Consider the following 19174-nt stretch of genomic DNA (forward strand, 5'->3'; position numbering starts at 1 on the left):
ATTAAATGTAAATTTATAAAAACACCTATTGTACGGTCTCTTGGACACCTAAAATGCGCACCATCCTACCGTTCAACAACCCCTATTGTATTTCTGAAACTTTTTATATTTATCGGTTCTGATAACGATAAACAAACTATTATCCATACCTATAAGTCGGCCATTCTCCATTTGTCCACTTTGCCAATTTAGAGCCTATGAATACTGGAAGGAAACGTTGAAACATTTTATTCATCTTCCGTTCATGTTCAACTTTTACAATGATACATGTAGAAAGGGGAAGATGTTATGTTAAAAATCGTAAGAAAGTTAGTACAATACACAAGTAGTTCAAAAGGAGCGAAAATTACATTAGCAGTTTGGATGATCGCTATTATCGCTTTAAGTATGCTAGCACCAAGTGCAAAAGAGTATGAAGTCAATAGTACAGAAGGTAGTGTGAAAGAAGACACTCCATCAGAAGTGGCCGAGAAATTATTACATGAACAATTTCCTAGCGATGATGGGTTAACTGCCCTTATCGTTTTTCATAAAGAAACGGGTCTAACTAAGAATGACATAAAAGAAATCGAATCATTTAGTAAATGGCTTCAGTCGAATGACAAACCTGTTGAAATCTCTAATGCACTCCCGTTCCATGATTTTCCGAATGAAATACAAGCTCAGATGTTTTCAGAAGATAAATCTACCTTATTGTTTAATTTATCTTTACAAGATAATGTAGAACCAGGTGAGAGCCATGAAGTTTTAAAGTTATTGGAGAAAAAATGGAGTACTATCGGTTCCAATGATATTCAATTTGAAATCACTGGCCCGGCTGGAATTGCCGCAGATACTATTTCGTTATTTAAAAATGCCGATATTGTACTTATGTTAGCAACTGTTGGGTTAATTTTTGTTCTATTAATCTTTATCTATCGTTCACCGTTACTTGCGATTACCCCACTTATTATTGCTGGTATCGTCTACGGTGTAGTGGATAGAGTTTTAGGAATTTTAGGTAAGTATGATGTTTTTTCAATCGAAGGGCAAGCGACTTCAATTATGCTAGTGTTATTATTTGCTGTCGTGACAGATTACAGTTTGTTTATTTTTTCTAGATATCGTGAAGAATTACAAAAGTATGAATCGAAATACGGTGCTATGAATGAAGCGATTTATCATGTATCCGAACCGATATTTTTTAGTGGGGGCACTGTGGTCCTCGCAATGATATCACTCTTTGTAACTGTTTTTAAACCGTATAATTATTTTGCACCTGTATTTACGGTTGCAGTCATATTCATTTTACTGGCGGGTTTAACACTCATTCCAGCTTTATTTGCATTACTTGGAAGAAAAGCGTTTTGGCCGTTAATTCCTAAAGTTAATACTAAGAATAAGCAGAAAGGAAAACTGTGGAACTGGATTAGTAAGGTTGTAGTAAAACGACCAACATTGGTTTCTTATATATTAATCGTTGTTTTGCTTGTTGGAGCAATTAATGTCCTTCCTATTAACTTTTCATTTAACTTACTGAAGTCATTTCCCGAAGATATTTCTTCACGAGTAGGCTTTGAATTATTAGAAGAGAATTATCCAGCTGGAGAATTAGCACCTGTTACTGTTTTAATAAAATCAAATGGAGAAATGGAACAAAACGATGAGTTTCTAACAAATATGCAAGGGATTCAAAAGGATATTGCTAAACATAGCGGAGTAAGTTCCGTCAAATCAATCATAACGGAAGAAATGATTAACGGAGAGGAGGAGTTACCTCATAATTTTGTAGCGGAATCAAATGAAGCAATTAAATTCCAATTCGTTCTCAGTATGAACCCATATGACCATAAAGCGATAGATACGTTACATGATATTCGAAATGAGGCAGATAAACTTTTAGTCAATAATGGTTTTGAGAAAAATAAAATGGAAATGCATTTTGCTGGACAGACAGCTAGCCAATTAGATGTAAAACAAATGAATAAGCAAGATATGATCGTTTTGTTTACACTTGTTGTCGTTCTTTTAACTATCGTACTCGGATTTCAAACAAGATCGATTCTTTTACCAACATTAATGATGGGAACGATTCTATTATCTTACGTTGCCACACTTGGATTTAGTTGGATCATTTTCCATAACATTTTAGGATATGAAGCAATAAGTTACCGAATACCGTTATATACGTTTATTTTTATGGTTGCGCTAGGGATCGACTATAACATTATGCTCGTTTCAAGGATAAAAGAATTTGCAAAAGAGTATGATTGGAAGGAAGCCGTCCAAAAAGGAGTGGCTTTGACAGGGGGAGTTATTTCTTCTGCTGGGTTAATTTTAGCAGCTACCTTCTCGGTTCTTATTACTCAGCCGCTCCAAGAATTATTCTTATTTGGTTCAATAATGGCTTTAGGAATCTTATTAGATACGTTTATCATTCGTGGATTTTTTCTACCAGCGATTTTATTGTTAACACATCGGGATAAGTAAAATGTCAATTGAAATCTGTTAAAGTGCGTGTTCAAAAAGGTCGATAAAAGAAGACCTGAGAGGTTCGACTGGCTAAAAACGCCACGTCCTGGGACTCCGCCAAATGCTCATCCCATCGAAAATCATTGGGACTGCGCTAAATTGCTCATCCCATCAAAAAGCCCTGTGGCAACGCCAGTACTAGAACGTCCTGGGACTGCGCATGCTCTCGTCCCATCGAAGACATTGCTCCTGCGATTACTCGTCGCAGAAAACATTGCTCCTGCGATTACTCGTCGCAGAAAACATTGCTCCTGCGATTACTCGTCGCAGAAAACATTGCTCCTGCGATTACTCGTCGCAGAAGACATTGCTCCTGCGATTTACTCGTCGCAATAAACATTGTTCGCCTGAGGCGGCGTAGCTCCCGGGAACAGAGCGTATGCCTTTACATACGTGAGTACCTAAAAAAGCAAGCTTAGAAAACTTAGCTTTCGCTACGCCTTTACTGCAAATGCCCTAGTTGCACTTATGCGAGTCAAGAAAGGATTTATCCTTTCTTAGCCAACGCAGAAATTCGATGCGTCATTTTTGTTGGACTTTTTGAACAACCTCTTAAAGCTGAATATAAAAAGTTGCCCTGGGACGCTCAAGGCAACTTTTTTTATTGTAAACTCCCATCTGTTTCTTCAATCATTTCTGCAACAGACTGAAGTCCTTCACCAGAAAGATACCAAGTTTTAGGTTTTAGGATTTAAATACTTGAGACGCCCACGGCTAAAGCCGCAAGCCCACACCTTACAGGTTTGATGGGTGAGATTCTAGAATGACGCACATAAAAAGCCGCTCAAGGGTTTTTTCCTTGAGCAGCAGTCAATTTGTTACATACAACTCCCTATCAATCTCAGCGCTAGACCAATAAAAGACTAGCTTTTCACTCTGTAATATTCAAAGGTTCTATTTTCACCTCTGAATATCCATCAATCTTAATTATAGAGCTTTCTTTCTTAAAATTAAAACTAAGAATGTTACTCCACCAACAATTTCGATAATAACGGATACTACGCCTTGAGCATTAAATACATGATACATCACAAAGTATGCACCCGTTAGGATTAAAAATCCCGAAGCAAGAGCCATTGGGAAAATATATCTATGATCAAAAGTTGGTACTAAAATATAACTCAAAGTAGCAACTAAAAATCCAAAGAACGTAAGTGGTCCAATTAAAGCTGTTGAAATGGACATTAAAATTGAAACTAATACAAGGGTATAAATAACATGAAATTTATGATTAACTCCTAAAGATGTAGCGATATCCTTACCAAGTGACATGACATTTAAATTTTTAGAATTAGCAAGCAGAAGAATGGCTGTAATTACTACAAGTGTAATTGCAATCGGAAAATATTCGGGATCTGCATTATTGACAGAACCGAATAATTTTGCCTGTAAAATATCAAATTCAGACGGCTCAAGAAGTTTCCTCATAAAGGTCGACAAAGATCTCAGCCCAGTCCCAATAATAATTCCAACTAAAAGCATAAGTTGTAAGTTTCCATACTTTCCAGAAAGCAACCATCCATAAAGTATCAAACACATCAAGACCATAACAGCAACTTGAATTAAGAATGGACCAGTTCCAGTAAAACTTATAAATATGCCAGCACCAAAGAAAAACATAGCACTAGTATGGATGGTCGAGTAAAGAGCTTCAAATCCTAAAAGCGAAGGAGTGATTACCCTATTATTCGTAACCGACTGGAAGGCAACAGTCGCTAAACTCTGACAAATCACAGCAATAATCATTGCAATAAGAGCAACCATTCTTCTTTTTACAACTGGAATAAAAGAAGGGGAGTCTATTGGAACTGGATTGTTATATACCATAAGCCCATATGAAGAGAGGAGCCCCAAAACAATCAATGTTATTAACAAAATCCAATAACGTCTTGCTTCTTTTTTAGAACGAAACACTCTAGCTGATCTTTTTTTACGATGAAGGCTAGAATAACTGTTGACAGTTTTTTTGTTAGTAGATTTCAATTGTTATCCTAGCCTCCTTCTTCTCAATAAGATAACAATAAACACAACTGCTCCGACTGTTCCAAGGATCAACGAAACAGGCACTTCAAAAGGCATAATTACTGTTCGAGAGATGATATCTGAAGCAATTAAAGTGCCCATTCCTAATACACATACCCATGGCAAATTGCTCCTGAGATCATCCCCCCGAAACATGGAAACAATATTTGGTACAATTAAACCTAGAAAAGGTAAATTTCCAATGACAGCTGCAACAATTCCAACTGCAAAAGCAATAAGGCCTGTACCAATAAGAACGATTCGATTATAACTTACCCCAAGACTTGTCGTAACATCTTCGCCTAATCCAGCTAAAGTTAGCCGATCAGCATAGATAAAGATAAGAATAGATATGACAATAATTAACCATAAATATTCATATCTGCCAATTTGAATCGATGAAAAAGAACCAACAAACCAAGTTTCGACATTTTGCGACATTTGAAAAACGAGTCCAACAAAAGTGGAAATTGCAGAAATGACTGCTCCGAGCATGATTCCAATAATAGGGACTATTAAAGATGAACGCAGCTTAACTCTTCTAAGAAATAAAAAGAAAATCATAGTTCCTATAAATGAAAAAATGATTGCACCAGTCATTCTTTGAACTAAAGTTGGGGCTGGAAATAGTATATAAACTAAAATCAGTCCCAAACCCGCCCACTCAATCGTTCCTGTTGTAGTAGGTTCGACTAAACGGTTTTGTGTAATAAGTTGCATGACGAGTCCTGACATAGCCATTGCAGCTCCAGTAAGCATGAGTGCAGCTGTTCTTGGAATTCGAGTGATAAAAAACATTTTCATTCCATCTTCTTGTCCCCAGATATCATAGACCCCAGTAAACAATGATATTACACCTAGAATAATAACAACTATAATAGCTAATACAAAAGGTTTCGTCCATATTTTTTGATGATTATAAAGGTGGGGCTGAGATTTCCCAGCCCCAAACATTCTTTGTATTGTATTTTTCGGCACTATAGTAATACTCCCTTACATTACTTAGCTAGAGTATTTGCAATGTCTTCAAATATCTCTATAAAAGTTTGTATTGATTCATTTGTGTAAGTATCTGTTGGTGCATAAACAATTTGACCTTCAGATACTGCAGTTGTATCTTGTAGTGCAGGTGAATTATCGATAACATCTTGAGCCGGAACTGCATCTTCTGTAGAAGATACTGCAGCATCACGGTCTAGCGCAAAAATCCAATCAGGATTACTTTGTGCAATAGCTTCAACTGAAATATCGTCACCTTGGTGGTCTGAAGATGCTTCATCAATTTCTAATGCTGGAGTCCATCCTAAAATTTCATACAATGGTCCCCAAACACGTCCAGAACCTGGTGCTGCAAAACCAATATCTCCACCAGATACGACAACACTCATAACTGTATCTGTGCCATTATATGCATCCTTAGCATCTTCAATGGCTTGATCAAAATCAGCTACTAGTTGTTCAGCCTCTTCGTTTTTATCGAAGATTTTTCCTAAAGAAGTTGTAATATCAATAAATCCATTTACTAAGTTTTCTCCAGGTGTTTCTGCTTCTTCAGAAACATCAACATCCAGGTCAATAACAACCGCTTCTGGTACTAATTCTTTAATATCTTCATAATAGCCGGCAAATCTTTGGCCAACGATTACAAGTTCAGGATCTACTGTTGCGATAATTTCAAGGTTTGGTTCACGATGGTTTCCAATATCTTGAACTGAATCATCACTTACATATGGTGAATCTGCAGGCATTACAGCTTTTGGAGCAGCTGCAAGTTCAACTCCCCAATCAGATAGGGTTTCAAAAGCTCTATTATCCAAAGCAACTACATTCTTTGGATTTACTGGAACAGTAACTGTTCCATGAGCATCCGTGATTTCAACTGTACCTGCTTCCTCTTCGGCAGAATCATTTGCTTGCTCATCTGTTTCTGCCATCTCGTTGGTATCGTTTGCCTGTCCTTCATTTCCATCATTGGAATTTGAACAAGCCACTAGTAATAAAGCTAAAATTGCTATAAAAACGGTTAATTTCAAAAACTTAAATTTCCCCACTTTATGATATCCCTCACTTTAATATTATATCTAAATTTTTTAAAAACAAGTAGATTATTGAATTGAATTAATATCTATGTTTTTTCATGTGCGATTTAAATAAAATGTATCTCTTAATTTTACTATAGTGCACGTCTACAATACAATGAAATGATATTGATTCTCAATATCAATAACTCTGAAATTAAGTATAGCAAATCTTAAATTGTTGTCAACTATTTATCTGAGGACTCAAATTTTTAAATATATAACGGTAATCAAAGATTATTTTAACTCATCCTTTATAGAGGATGTTCAAAAAGTCCAACAAAAATGATGCATCGAATTTCTGCGTTGGCTGCTAAGAAAGGATAAATCCTTTCTTGACTCGCATAAGTGCAACTAGGACATTTGCAGTAAAGGCGTAGCGAAAGCCAAGTTTTCTAAGCTTGCTTTTTTAGGTACCCACGTATGTAAAAGCATACGCTTCGTTCCCGGGAGCTACGCCGCCTTGAACTACCCGATCCTTTTTATCGACCTTTTTGAACCCGCACTTATACAATTAATCTTGCCAGAAAAATGTTCATCCTCGATTTTTCACTTTTCACATTCTCAATTAGAAATCTTTTATGGTTTTTAAATATGATGATTACGGCGTTGCGCCTGTTGAATTCAACCTATTTCGGACTTCTATGGATATAATTGTATAATTAGTGAATATTTCTTTACGTTTATTGAACAACAATTGATTTTAAAATTTACATCATCTATAATATATAGTGATAATGATTATCATTATTGATATTATCATAACAGAAAAACAATGAACAGATATTTAGTTTTTATTTGCTCTAATCGAGTAAAATGATAAGTTGCTTTTTATATAATACATATCGACTATTTCCTAAAAAGGCAACGATTATTGTATCATTTTTTGAATACTAAAAAAAAGTAGGGTTGCGAGATGGTTGAAATTAAGGGGTTAACAAAGAAATTTGGGAATAAATCGATCATAAAAGATGTATCGGTTAAAATTAAGCCTAATAAAATTACGTCGTTTATCGGACCAAATGGTGCGGGAAAATCAACGTTACTTTCCATGGTGAGCCGACTGCTTGATGCAGATACAGGGGAAGTATTACTAGATAAAAACAATATAAAAAATATGAAATCGAATGAGTTCGCTAAGCGTGTTGCAATCTTAAAACAATCAAACTATTTAAATGTGAAACTAACAATTCGCCAATTAGTCTCTTTTGGTCGATATCCTTATTCGAAAGGTCGTCTTAATGAAAAGGATCTTAAGCTAATCGACCAAGCTATTGAATATTTGAACTTAATAGACATCCAACACAAATTTTTAGATGAGCTGTCCGGTGGTCAAAGGCAGCGTGCTTTCATTGCCATGGTTATCGCACAAGACACAGAATATATTTTACTAGATGAGCCATTGAATAATTTGGATATGAAGCATTCTGTACAAATCATGAAAATTTTACGAAAGCTAGTCGATGAGTTAGGTAAAACGGTTATCGTCGTTTTACACGACATTAACTTTGCATCGGTCTATTCTGATCGAATCGTCGCTTTAAAAGATGGACGTGTAGTAAAAGATGGCCCTACCCATGAAATTATTAATTCTGATTCATTAAATGAAGTCTATGATATGCATATTCCAGTTCATATGCAAGATGGTTGTCGCTTTTGCGTATACTTTAACTCTCATTAAGAAAAGTTTATGATGATGAAGAACATCCCGCCGTTATAGAGGTAACGCAATGACTACTGAAGCAAAAAATAGTTGAAGTTTTAAATGAATTAAAAACTAGGAATTGCACCCCAAAAGATAAAACTCTTTTGGTTTTTTTATGGTAAAGTGTAGTGAAATGAATAATAAAAATGCTAATTTAAATACGTTGGTTCATTGTAAGAATCAAATGCAACAGTTAAATAAATAGAAAGTCATTGTGAAACTACGTATTGTTAAGGTTGACCAAAACACAAAACATACGAAGGGAATTCACGATGACTAAGACTGATTCTAACAAAAAGAGAAATCGCGAGGAGAGTGGGACGCAATGTCAGTACGATTTCCCGTGAAAAGAAACGTGGTACCGTACTGTAAATTGATACCTTTTGAAAGCCCTATAAGTGCGTGTTCAAAAAGGCCGATAAAAAGGACTAAGAAGTTCCACTGGCTAAAAACGCCACGTCCTGGGACTCCGCTAAATGCTCATTCCACTGTAATGAAAGCATGGGAATTTACTTTTTCATAAAACAAAAACAACTAACAGGCTGGCAGTTAGCTTTTGTTAGTTGTTACATCAATGTTTTCTTATTACGATTCGCAATCATTTCCAATACAATATGAACTTTTACACGTTTTACCTTTCTCAGCTCTTGTTAAAATAGCATCTTTTTCTTCTTGCCACAATTGATCTAGCACATTTAAAAATACATCTGTTGGTTGTGCACCTGATATGGCATATTTTTCATTAAAGATAAAAAAAGGAACCCCATTTACACCAATCTCACGAGCAAGATCAATATCATGATCAACTGCTTTTGCATAACAATTTAATGACAAAAGTTCATCTACTTCATCTTCATCAAATCCTAATTCTTTTGCTAGTGCTAACAATACATCCTTGTTTCCAATATTTCGATTAAGGGTAAAATATTGGTAAAACAATAGATTAACCAAGTCTAATTCTTTTTGACATTTTTCAGCATATTTTACTAAGCGATGCGCATGAAACGTATTCGTATGTTCCAAATTGTCAAAATGAAATGTTAAGCCAACTTGTTCTGCCTGCTCACAAATTTGACCTGTCATTTCTCTTGTCTTTCCACTCGATAGTTTGTATTTTTCCATTAACATTGAATATACTGTTTCTCGATTTTCACTTTTCGCATTTGGATCAAGTTGATAACTTTTGTATTCGATGTTTACATACTGTTTTTTGTCAAACTGCTCTAATGCCAAATCAAGTTTACGTTTTCCTATGTAGCAAAAAGGACAAGTAAAATCTGACCATATTTCAATTTTCACTTTCAATACACCTCGTTCTTATGCGTATTTTAACACAATTTAAACTTGTCCATATAGTATTCTGCTTTTATTTTAGTGACAATTTTCTCCAATCGTTTTTTAATCTCTTTAATGAAATGAGGGCTTGATTTCTAACTCACTATCATCATTCTGGATTAATCCGAACAATATATACGTATTAAAACCGTTGTTTACCGCTACAGGCGAACTTTCCAAAGGTCTGCCCAAGCCTTCTCGCTCCCCTTTGCTCGCTGTAGAGTTTCCGACGAACAGGATGTGCTAATGCAAATGTTTTCGGGCGGAACGAGCGAAAGCGCAATCCAGGACGTGGCCACTTAATCTACTATGCTATTCTCGTAGGAGTCATCGCCTTCCGCTGCAAGCAACTTTTATAGCGTTTTCATTCGCAAAAAATGGAATATAAAGTAAAACTATCGTTCGGATATATCACCCATTATGCAATGGATGAATTGACTCTTCTTTGAACCTTTTATGGAGTAGATGCGACGAATCGTAGTGAATTAGGAAAATTGTGGTGTTCATGGTTCTTAACTAAAGGTCAATTCCAAATGTAATTGCATTCATAAAAAAACCAAAGCAGATTATTGCTTTAGTTTTCGTTTTCTAACAATGACTTTCCATTAATCTGTACACGTTTCGTATTTTTAAGCGCTTCGATAGTAGGAACACCTATTCCGAACATCGTCATTTTAAGTTCAAATTCGATCTGATTCATTATTTCAATTACAGATTCAACCGATTCAGTTGCAGCTTGTAGTAAGGTACGTGCATATCCAATGACATCAGCTCCAATCGTTATTGCTTTTGCAGCATCAAGACCAGTCTTCATCCCACCACTAGCAACGATCGGTGCAGTTGGTAACTTACTTCTAACAGATACAATACAATCTTTCGTTGGAATCCCCCAGCTATTAAATGCTTCAGCCGCCGCTTTACGGAGTGGATCTTTTGAACGAAGTTTCTCTACCTGACTCCATGAAGTCCCCCCAGCTCCAGCAACATCGATATATGATATACCAGCCCGATACAACTTTTCGGCCACAATTCCATCAATGCCAAAGCCAACTTCTTTCACGCCTACTGGTACAGCAAGCTTTTCACACACTTTTTCAATCTTTGGAAGTAAACTTTCAAAGTTTAAATCCCCACCATCTTGAACAACTTCTTGTAAACTATTTAAGTGGAGGACGAGTGAGTCTGCTTCTGTCATTTCGACAATCCGTTCACATTCTTCTACGCCGTATCCATAATTTAGTTGTACTGCACCTAGGTTAGCAATTAAGGGAACAGTTTGAGCATGTTTTCGGATTAAAAACGATTCCTCATGAGCTCTACTTTCAAGGAGTGCCCGAGTTGATCCAAGCCCAATTGCCCAACCTTTTTCCTCACTTGCAATGGCTAAGTTAATATTTATTTTTGAAGCAAGCTCTGACCCACCAGTCATGGAACTTACTAAAAAAGGTGCTTTTAATTGTTTTTTTAGAAAGTCCGTCTGGAGATCAATATCATTAAAATTTATTTCTGGAAGAGCATTATGGATAAAAGAAATCCCTTCCAAGCCTGTTGTCTTATTTACACCTTCCACATTATCTGTTAAGCACAAGCGAATATGTTCGGTTTTTCTTATATTAATGTCTGTTTCCACTTACAGCACACCCTCAAATGAATAATATTTATGTCGTTACAATTTCCTTCTATATAATAGTGTACTTTTTTCATTAATATAATGAAAGGAAAGTGATTTGATGAAACATCATGCATAAGTGATCTTTATGAATGAAATAAGTATAAAGACCCATTTTATTTACACTCCCATAAATACACGCCGAAAACATAGTTATATTTACTCATTTATGAGAAGTAATTCATTAATGTTCTTTCTATTTTAGTTAATTTAGACTATAATATGAGGTGTTGAAACTTTAATCTACCCATCTTTTTGACTATCATATTCTCTACATCGTGTAGCTTTTTATGCAGTAAAATAAGGAGGAATATACGTGAAGAACAAGGTAAAGGCATTTTTTAGTTCTTTCCGATTGAAAAAAAGACAACAAAAGAAAAGAAACGGAAAAGAAAAAAGTAAGCTTAGAAGCATGTCATTTTTAAACAATATTTCTATTGGTAACAAATATTTACTGGCATTTTCAATCTCTATTATTCTATTTATTTCGGCAACAGTTATCGTCTTCTTTCAACTAAAAAGTGCGGAAGAGAACGTAAATGACATCATCCAAAAAAATCAATTAGCATCTGATATGGCTCAATTAGCGTTATATGTGGAGCAACAGGACTCGCTTATTTCCAACTATATTATTGTAGGTAATAATCGTTATGTCGATGACTTTAAAGCAATTAACGAAGAGCTTAATGATACTTTCAGTCGATTGGAATCACAGTTTGATGATGAAGAGAATAAATTTTTATTTGCTAGAGTTGTGGAAAACAACGAGAAAATAGCGGATATCTTTTTAAATAGTATTGCATTAGATGATGTAGATGAAAGTAAAATTATTTATTCACAAATTCAAATCGGCACGCAAAAAACATCGAGTGTCGCACTTATTAATAGATTAATCGAAGCTGTTAATGAAGAACAAGGGCAATCTGTTATCAATGTTAATAATAGTATGAGTAAAAGTGCCTTTATTTTACTTATTGCAAATATTATAAGTATCACCGTCGGTATCATTATTATGGTTGTTATAAGTCGACTAATCTCTACTTACTTGAAAAGAGTTGTTGCGATTACGAACGATATTGCTGATGGAGATTTAACAGTTGAACAGTTTGATTACAAAGGAAAAGACGAAATTGGTCAATTAGCTGGAGCTGTTAACACATTAAATCATAATATGAAAAATGTGATCCATAAAGTGGCGCAAGCTTCTGATTCTGTTTCTTCAAGTAGTGATATTTTGACACTTTCAGCTAGGGAGGTCAAAGAGGGAAGTGACCAAATGGTTGTAACGATGGAAGAACTTGCTACTGGTGCTGAAACACAAGCAAATAGCGCCTCAAACTTATCTGAGCAAATGAAACATTTTGTTGATTCAGTAAGAACTTCACAAGAGGAAGGACAAAGCATTGCCAATTCCTCTGAAGACGTACTAGTATTAACTTCAGATGGTTCGGATTTAATGAAACAATCAGTTAAGCAAATGGGCAAAATTGATACGATTGTATCTGATGCAGTAGATAAAGTGCGTGGATTAGATGCACAATCAGATGAGATTTCTCAGCTTGTCCAAGTTGTTAAAGACATTGCAGACCAGACAAATTTACTCGCACTAAACGCAGCAATTGAGGCAGCACGTGCAGGAGAACATGGTCGCGGTTTTGCTGTCGTTGCTGATGAAGTGAGAAAGTTGGCTGAACAAGTAACGAGCTCAGTCACAGAAATAACAAACATCGTCACAAATATTCAAGCGGAAACCAATGATGTCGTCTCCTCTCTAAATGATGGGTATAAAGAAGTGAAAGAAGGGATTTCCCAAATTGAAAAAACAGGGGAAAGCTTTGAAACGATCGATGGTTCCGTTTCGAGCATGGTACATAATATTTTAAGTGTCGCAAATCGATTAAAAGAGATTGCCGAAAACAGTGAACAAATGAACAATTTAATTGAAGATATTGCTGCTGTTTCTGAAGAAGCCGCTGCAGGGGTTGAACAATCGTCAGCTTCAACTCAAGAAACATCTAGTTCGATGGATGAAATTTCTCGTAATGCCGACGAACTTTCGGAGCTTGCTGAACAACTAAAAAATGAAATAGCTGTATTTAAACTGTAAAGAGCTTCATCCATTATATATCGTAAATTTTTTGAGCAAATATCGAGATCATCCCTTCCGTTAGTTCAAACATTTGGGATAGTCAATTATAAATAGCCTTTAACTCATCAAAATAACAGAGTTGAAGGCTGTTATTTTTAACATTGATTTTTACCTTCATTATTTTTGGCGTAAAAATATTTTATAATCACATAACCTAAGAAAAAAGCTATACTGCTTAGGAAAAACTAACACCCATTCATTAGTATGTTCAAACCTTTGTATTGGAATGGATACTTGTTCAGCAATTTTTCATTACCGTTTTCTTTTTAGCACCTAACATATAAAAATTGCAAAACGTGCAAACTTTGAGTTGACATCGAAATATCCTCACGTTATAATTACATTTAATTAAATACTTTTAAGCAATGACTGGAATAAGTAAAAGGATAAGTAAGCTCTCAGGGAGCCGATGGTTAGTGGAAATCGGTAGTTATTTACCTTTGAACTCGTCCAAGAGCTACACCGTGAAAATGAAAGTAACGGCTGTCGGTTTTCTACCGTTAAATGGATAGATGGTGATCGCCATCGAATGAGCTGAATTAATATTGATTAATTAATTAGAGTGGTACCGCGAGTAATGCCTCGTCTCTATCTTTATATAGAGACGGGGCTTTTTATATTAAATACAATTTTAAAAGGGAGTGCTTATTGTGTCGAGAAAAATATGGGTGTTTGATACAACATTACGTGATGGAGAGCAAGTTCCGGGAGCGAAATTAAATTTATCCGAAAAACTAGAGGTTGCCCAACAGTTGAAAAAATTACAAGTCGATATTATAGAAGCTGGATTTCCGGCATCTTCTGAAGGTGATTTTAATGCTGTAAAAGAAATCGCCCAGAAAGTTGGAAATACAGATGATATCACGATTACAGCATTAGCAAGAGCAGTAAAAGCAGATATCGATTCTGTTTATCATAGTGTGAAACATGCGGAAAAACCGCTTATTCATATGGTATTAGGTACATCAGATATTCACGTTGAGAAAAAGTTTGGTAAATCAAAAAATCAAATTTTAGACATTGGTGTGGAAGCGGTCAAATATGCAAAAACGCTCCTTCCAGATGTTCAATATTCAACAGAAGATGCATCAAGATCTGATTTTGAATATTTATGGTCAACGATTGAAGCCGTAGTAAAAGCTGGAGCAACCATGATAAATGTGCCTGATACCGTTGGCTTTGCTGAACCAGAAGAATTTGGGGAGCTAATTTTTAAATTAAATGATCGCTTAAAAAATTTAAATGATCAAGTGTTACTTAGTGTGCATTGTCATAATGATCTTGGAATGGCGACAGCTAACACATTAGCCGCTGTGAAAAACGGGGCAGATAAAGTCGAATGTACCATTAACGGTATTGGCGAACGTGCTGGAAATGCTGCTCTTGAAGAAGTCGTGATGGCGCTAAATACACGTGCTAGCGTATATGGTGCACATACAAATATTAATTCGAAAGAAATAATGAACACATCTCGACTTGTTAGTAGCTTAATGGGACTAGAAGTTCAAGTAAACAAAGCAATAACAGGTGACAATGCTTTTGCCCACTCATCTGGAATTCACCAAGACGGCCTATTAAAATCTCGTGATGCTTATGAAATTATTAACCCAACAGAAGTGGGATTAGATGATATGGAGCTTGTCTTAACAGCGCGCTCGGGTCGACATGCTGTAAAGGACACATTAAGAAAACTAGGCTTCGGTCAATTGACAGAGGAACAATTCGAAGCGATCTTTGCCGAATTTTTAATTTTAGCTGATAAGAAAAAAGAAGTATATAACTATGATTTATACGTCATCGTGAAAAATTACTTCGCCGGACAAAATGAACATAATCAAAGTGTTCAAGATTATGCAGATAATTTTTACGAGTTAGTTGATTTACAAGTAGTTAGTAATACGATGTTCCCTTCTGCAAGTATTAAAGTGAAAAAAGGAAATGATGTATTAAAAAGCAGTGCGGTAGGAACAGGTCCTATTGATGCGCTTTATTCGGCTATTTTGGAAATCGTTGATATGGATATCACACTTTTAGAATATAAAATAAGCAGTGTATCTAGAGGGAAAGAAGCACTTGGAAAAGTAAAAGTTGTTGTCGAGTTTAATGGTGTAAAATATAACGCCAATGCAACAGATACAGATGTCATTAAAGCTAGCGCACTTGCCTATATTAACGCAGTAAACAATATCGTTGTGGAAAATTTACTTCCCGTTTCATAAGTGTGAAAGAGGATTGGACATAACAAAACGTTCCACCCAAAAGAACACGATTTTCAGAATGTTTTTCACAATATTTGGATTACAAATAATGCGTAGATGATATAAACTGTGCAATAACTTCGAAATAGTGAATGTCCCATCGCTGCGGAAATACACTCCACTTTCACCACAGGGCATAAGAGCGACATCTGTTCAACCTGCGCTATCGCTTGTTTTCACAGTGTCTCCTTTACCGTGGGCGGCTGATAAGCCTCCCACAGGAGTCTCCGTGCATTTCCTTCGCTCAGGTGGTTTAGTCAATCATTACTGTTATTGGTTTACGGGTGGAATAAAATAATTATCATTCACCTTACGTATAGTTGATTGGAGCGTAGGACAGTTGACTCCTGGGACTGGGACTGGGACTGCGCTTACTCGCCCCATCGAAGAGCTTTCGCACTTCCGTTCGTCCCACTGTAAAGATTTGCAGGAAAAGCAAATGTTCTTCGATGGGACGAGCATTTAGCGCAGTCCCACGTGTCTGAAGACCCCGCAGGAAGCGGTTTTTGCTTCCGAGGCGGGTTAAGTGCGCGACGTCCTTGTCGCAACACCCGCACTAGCACGTCCTGTGCGTCGGAGGCTGAAGCCATGCCTACGGAAAGCGACTGACTGTCCGTAGCGGAAATAACGGTGCTGTAACTGGGTTCTAGTCGGAATATCAAATTAAGTTACTGTGTGGTTTATAAATAATTGGCAACACGTTTTTAAAAACGGCAAAATGTAAAATCCGAGTGAATGACAATTTTCATTGAAGAAATTTCCATTCTCTCGGATCTACTTTTGTCCCATCCTTACTTATAAACCGGCCCTATTTTAACCCATTCTTCCGCTAAAATAGCATAATAATATTCATCCCACCATTCATCCCCTTGTGGAATACATTTTTTAAAATGCCCTTCACTTCTCATCCCGATCTTCTCCATTACTCGAAAAGATGCGACATTCTCTGGTTGACAAGTTGCTATTATTCGATGCAATTTCATTTTTTCAAATCCACATGCTAATATTGCCCGTGCCGCCTCTGTTGCATAACCTTTATAATAATATTTTGGATTAAAAACCCAGCCAATTTCATACGTATGTTCACCAAAATATTTATGAAATGCCATATGACCGATAACAAAATTTTCATCATTCAATACAACTGGATAATGCTTTGGAGTTTCATCCATATTTTCTTTTACAAATTCTTTTGCTGCCGCTTCAGTGAATACATCTTCGGGTAAATATTTCATTACATTTTGATCTGACGTGTATTCATGAACAGCTTGCCAATCTTTTACTTCAAAATTACGTATAAGCAATCTATCGGTAGTAAGATACATGGAAATCCCTCCCTTCATCAGCCGTTTATTAAAAAAATAACAATCCAATGGCAATTGGGAAAAAGCTATAAATTAAAATAATGACACAAAAGCCCATAATATCTCTAACCTTCAGTCCTGCAATTGCAAGTAGCGGCAACGCCCAAAATGGTTGAATCATATTTGTCCAAGCATCTCCCCAAGCGACTGCCATCGCTGTCTTCGCTGAATCTACTCCAATTTCTATTCCTGCTGGAATCATAATTGGTCCTTGAACCGCCCATTGTCCTCCACCTGATGGAACAAAGAAGTTTACGAGACCCGCGCTAATGAACGTAAATAATGGAAACGTAAATTCCGTAGAGATACTAACAAACCATAAAGACATTTGCTCTGATAGTCCCGAATCTACCATCATACCCATTATTCCAGCGTAAAATGGAAATTGTACAATAATCCCACCAACATTTTTTACCGCATTGTTGACACTGTGTAAAAAACGCCGAGGTGTACGATGTAACAAAATACCTAGAAACAGCATAATTAAGTTGACAAGATTAATATTTAAGTCGAAACCATTTGTTGCAAAATGATAAATAATAAATGCTAAACCGAGTAATCCAATTAACATAGATATAATTTGGCTATTTTCTAGCCTTTCTGATGGAGTTTGTCGTTCGTTTTTCTCCACTTCCTCATATTTGTCCTCGAAACTACTCGTTTCCCAATCTACTGGATTGACTATTTCCATTCCTTCTCTTGACTTCATTAACATTCGATTTAGAAACGGAAGTGTAAAAAGAAGTACGAAAACAATAAATAAATTATAACTACTGAACATTGTTTCTGTCACTGGAATTGTACCAATCGTATCTTGTAAAAAATGATCTGGTGTCGCTATTAACAGTGGAATGGAGCCAGATAGTCCACCATGCCATAATAAAAATCCACTATAAGCACTTGCAACTAAAAGACGATAATCGACAGATGGAACCCGCTTCACGACTTGAAGTGCAAGTAACGCACCGACAACAAGTCCAAACCCATAATTAATTAACGAAGCAATAGACGCAACAAATGTTACTAATAAAATTGCTTGACCAGGCGTCTTGGCTAACATACTCGTTTTTTCTAATGCCGTTTTTACGACTGGAGTGTTTGCTAATACATACCCTGTCACTACAATTAACGCCATTTGCATGGAAAAAGCTAGTAAATCCCAAAAGCCAGTACCCCAATGCTCGACCATTTGAATTGGTGAACTGCCTGTCATGAATATTCCCATAATAAAAACGATGATAGTTAAAATAACTGCAAATAAAAAGGCATCGGGTAAATACCTTTGGACAATACGATCGAAAAAGTTCGTAATACTTTTCACTCTCATCCCTCCCATTGTTTTGTAACGCTTACAATAAGTGCTATTATATATTCGACCTTTTCCATAAATATGATAGAAGATGCTATTTATTTCTTATGAAAGCAAATTTTCCGGGACGATTAATTCAGGCTCTGTAACAGATAAAATGTCTTCTAGTGTAAAACCTTCTGCCACTTCTACTAATTTCAACCCTTCCTTCGTGACATCGATGACAGCTCTGTCCGTAATAATTCTATCGACTACCCTTTTTCCTGTCAACGGCAATGAACATTTCTTTACTATTTTCGGTTGACCTTGTTTATTTGTATGTTCCATAATCACGATAATCCTTTTAGCACCATGAACTAAATCCATTGCGCCACCCATCCCTTTAATCATCTTTCCAGGTATCATCCAATTCGCTAAATCACCCGTCTCTGAAACTTCCATTCCTCCTAAAATAGCAAGATCAATATGTCCTCCACGGATCATGGAAAATGACTCCGCATTATCAAAGAAACTAGCCCCTTTTATCGTTGTTACTGTTTCTTTCCCTGCATTGATTAAATCTGGATCTACTTCTTCCTCTCTCGGATATGGCCCAATACCTAGTAAACCATTTTCTGATTGTAAAACGACATGTTTATTTTCGGAAATATAATTTGCTACCATAGTAGGCATTCCAATACCTAAATTTACGTAAAACCCATCCTGTATTTCTTTTTCTGCTCTTTTTGCTATGTTTACTCTCATATCTTTTGTCATTATTTTCCTCCTTTTGCT

13 protein-coding genes and 1 other annotated feature are annotated in these 19174 nt (G+C 36.1%); of the genes, 5 read left to right on the top strand and 8 right to left on the bottom strand.

The features are described from left to right. Positions 1–288 precede the first annotated feature (288 nt). Positions 289–2469: an MMPL family transporter gene (locus tag DFR56_RS12195; protein WP_110395719.1), complete on the top strand. Its 2181-nt coding sequence runs from the start codon at positions 289–291 to the stop codon at positions 2467–2469. Positions 2470–3438: 969 nt separating this feature from the next. Here the strand turns inward: DFR56_RS12195 and DFR56_RS12200 are convergent. Genes DFR56_RS12200 through DFR56_RS12210 form a run of 3 tightly spaced genes read right to left on the bottom strand, consistent with a single transcriptional unit; the run spans position 3439 to position 6584 of the window. Then, complete coding sequence (locus DFR56_RS12200) at positions 3439–4494, bottom strand: iron chelate uptake ABC transporter family permease subunit (RefSeq protein ID WP_110395720.1); 1056 nt, start codon at positions 4492–4494, stop codon at positions 3439–3441. Between the two features lie 3 nt (positions 4495–4497). Then, entirely contained in the window at positions 4498–5511 is a 1014-nt protein-coding gene (locus DFR56_RS12205; RefSeq protein ID WP_377723412.1) for an ABC transporter permease, read from the bottom strand. A 20-nt stretch (positions 5512–5531) separates the two neighbouring features. Then, a complete protein-coding gene (locus DFR56_RS12210; protein WP_110395721.1) occupies positions 5532–6584 on the bottom strand; it encodes a siderophore ABC transporter substrate-binding protein in 1053 nt (350 codons plus the stop codon). Positions 6585–7527: 943 nt separating this feature from the next. Between DFR56_RS12210 and DFR56_RS12215 the strand changes: the two genes are divergently transcribed. Beyond that, positions 7528–8292: an iron ABC transporter ATP-binding protein gene (locus DFR56_RS12215; protein ID WP_110395722.1), complete on the top strand. Its 765-nt coding sequence runs from the start codon at positions 7528–7530 to the stop codon at positions 8290–8292. Positions 8293–8601: 309 nt separating this feature from the next. Continuing rightward, positions 8602–8688, top strand: coding sequence for a helix-turn-helix domain-containing protein (locus DFR56_RS24020; RefSeq protein WP_377725652.1), 87 nt, complete (start codon positions 8602–8604; stop codon positions 8686–8688). Between the two features lie 213 nt (positions 8689–8901). Here the strand turns inward: DFR56_RS24020 and DFR56_RS12225 are convergent, their stop codons facing one another. Both DFR56_RS12225 and fni read right to left on the bottom strand, forming a co-directional pair. After that, a complete protein-coding gene (locus DFR56_RS12225; protein WP_158525625.1) occupies positions 8902–9615 on the bottom strand; it encodes a DsbA family oxidoreductase in 714 nt (237 codons plus the stop codon). Positions 9616–10225: 610 nt separating this feature from the next. Next, on the bottom strand, positions 10226–11281 hold the full coding sequence (gene fni / locus DFR56_RS12230) for a type 2 isopentenyl-diphosphate Delta-isomerase (protein WP_110395724.1): 1056 nt from the start codon (positions 11279–11281) through the stop codon (positions 10226–10228). 355 nt (positions 11282–11636) lie between these two features. On the opposite strand from fni, the gene DFR56_RS12235 reads away from it, so the two are divergent. After that, positions 11637–13427, top strand: coding sequence for a methyl-accepting chemotaxis protein (locus DFR56_RS12235; RefSeq protein ID WP_110395725.1), 1791 nt, complete (start codon positions 11637–11639; stop codon positions 13425–13427). A 398-nt stretch (positions 13428–13825) separates the two neighbouring features. Then, positions 13826–14062 (top strand) — a binding site (T-box leader). A gap of 57 nt (positions 14063–14119) precedes the next feature. Continuing rightward, positions 14120–15688: a 2-isopropylmalate synthase gene (locus tag DFR56_RS12240; protein ID WP_110395726.1), complete on the top strand. Its 1569-nt coding sequence runs from the start codon at positions 14120–14122 to the stop codon at positions 15686–15688. Between the two features lie 830 nt (positions 15689–16518). Here DFR56_RS12240 and DFR56_RS12245 read toward each other — a convergent pair. The 3 genes from DFR56_RS12245 to DFR56_RS12255 all read right to left on the bottom strand — a co-directional run bounded on the left by DFR56_RS12245 (position 16519) and on the right by DFR56_RS12255 (position 19156). Beyond that, positions 16519–17052 carry a GNAT family N-acetyltransferase gene (locus DFR56_RS12245; RefSeq protein WP_110395727.1) on the bottom strand — a complete coding sequence of 178 codons (534 nt, stop codon included), beginning with the start codon at positions 17050–17052 and terminating at the stop codon, positions 16519–16521. A gap of 28 nt (positions 17053–17080) precedes the next feature. After that, on the bottom strand, positions 17081–18412 hold the full coding sequence (locus tag DFR56_RS12250; RefSeq protein WP_110395728.1) for a short-chain fatty acid transporter: 1332 nt from the start codon (positions 18410–18412) through the stop codon (positions 17081–17083). 93 nt (positions 18413–18505) lie between these two features. Then, positions 18506–19156: a CoA transferase subunit B gene (locus DFR56_RS12255; RefSeq protein WP_110395729.1), complete on the bottom strand. Its 651-nt coding sequence runs from the start codon at positions 19154–19156 to the stop codon at positions 18506–18508. Positions 19157–19174 lie beyond the last annotated feature (18 nt).

Source organism: Pseudogracilibacillus auburnensis (assembly GCF_003201975.1).
Taxonomy (GTDB): domain Bacteria; phylum Bacillota; class Bacilli; order Bacillales; family Amphibacillaceae; genus Pseudogracilibacillus; species Pseudogracilibacillus auburnensis.

Excerpts from the sequence above, each read along its gene's own strand:
- DFR56_RS12255 (WP_110395729.1), bottom strand. The coding sequence starts at position 19,156 with ATGACAAAAGATATGAGAGTAAACATAGCAAAAAGAGCAGAAAAAGAA.
- DFR56_RS12195 (WP_110395719.1), top strand. The coding sequence starts at position 289 with ATGTTAAAAATCGTAAGAAAGTTAGTACAATACACAAGTAGTTCAAAA.
- DFR56_RS12245 (WP_110395727.1), bottom strand. The coding sequence starts at position 17,052 with ATGTATCTTACTACCGATAGATTGCTTATACGTAATTTTGAAGTAAAA.
- DFR56_RS12215 (WP_110395722.1), top strand. The coding sequence starts at position 7,528 with ATGGTTGAAATTAAGGGGTTAACAAAGAAATTTGGGAATAAATCGATC.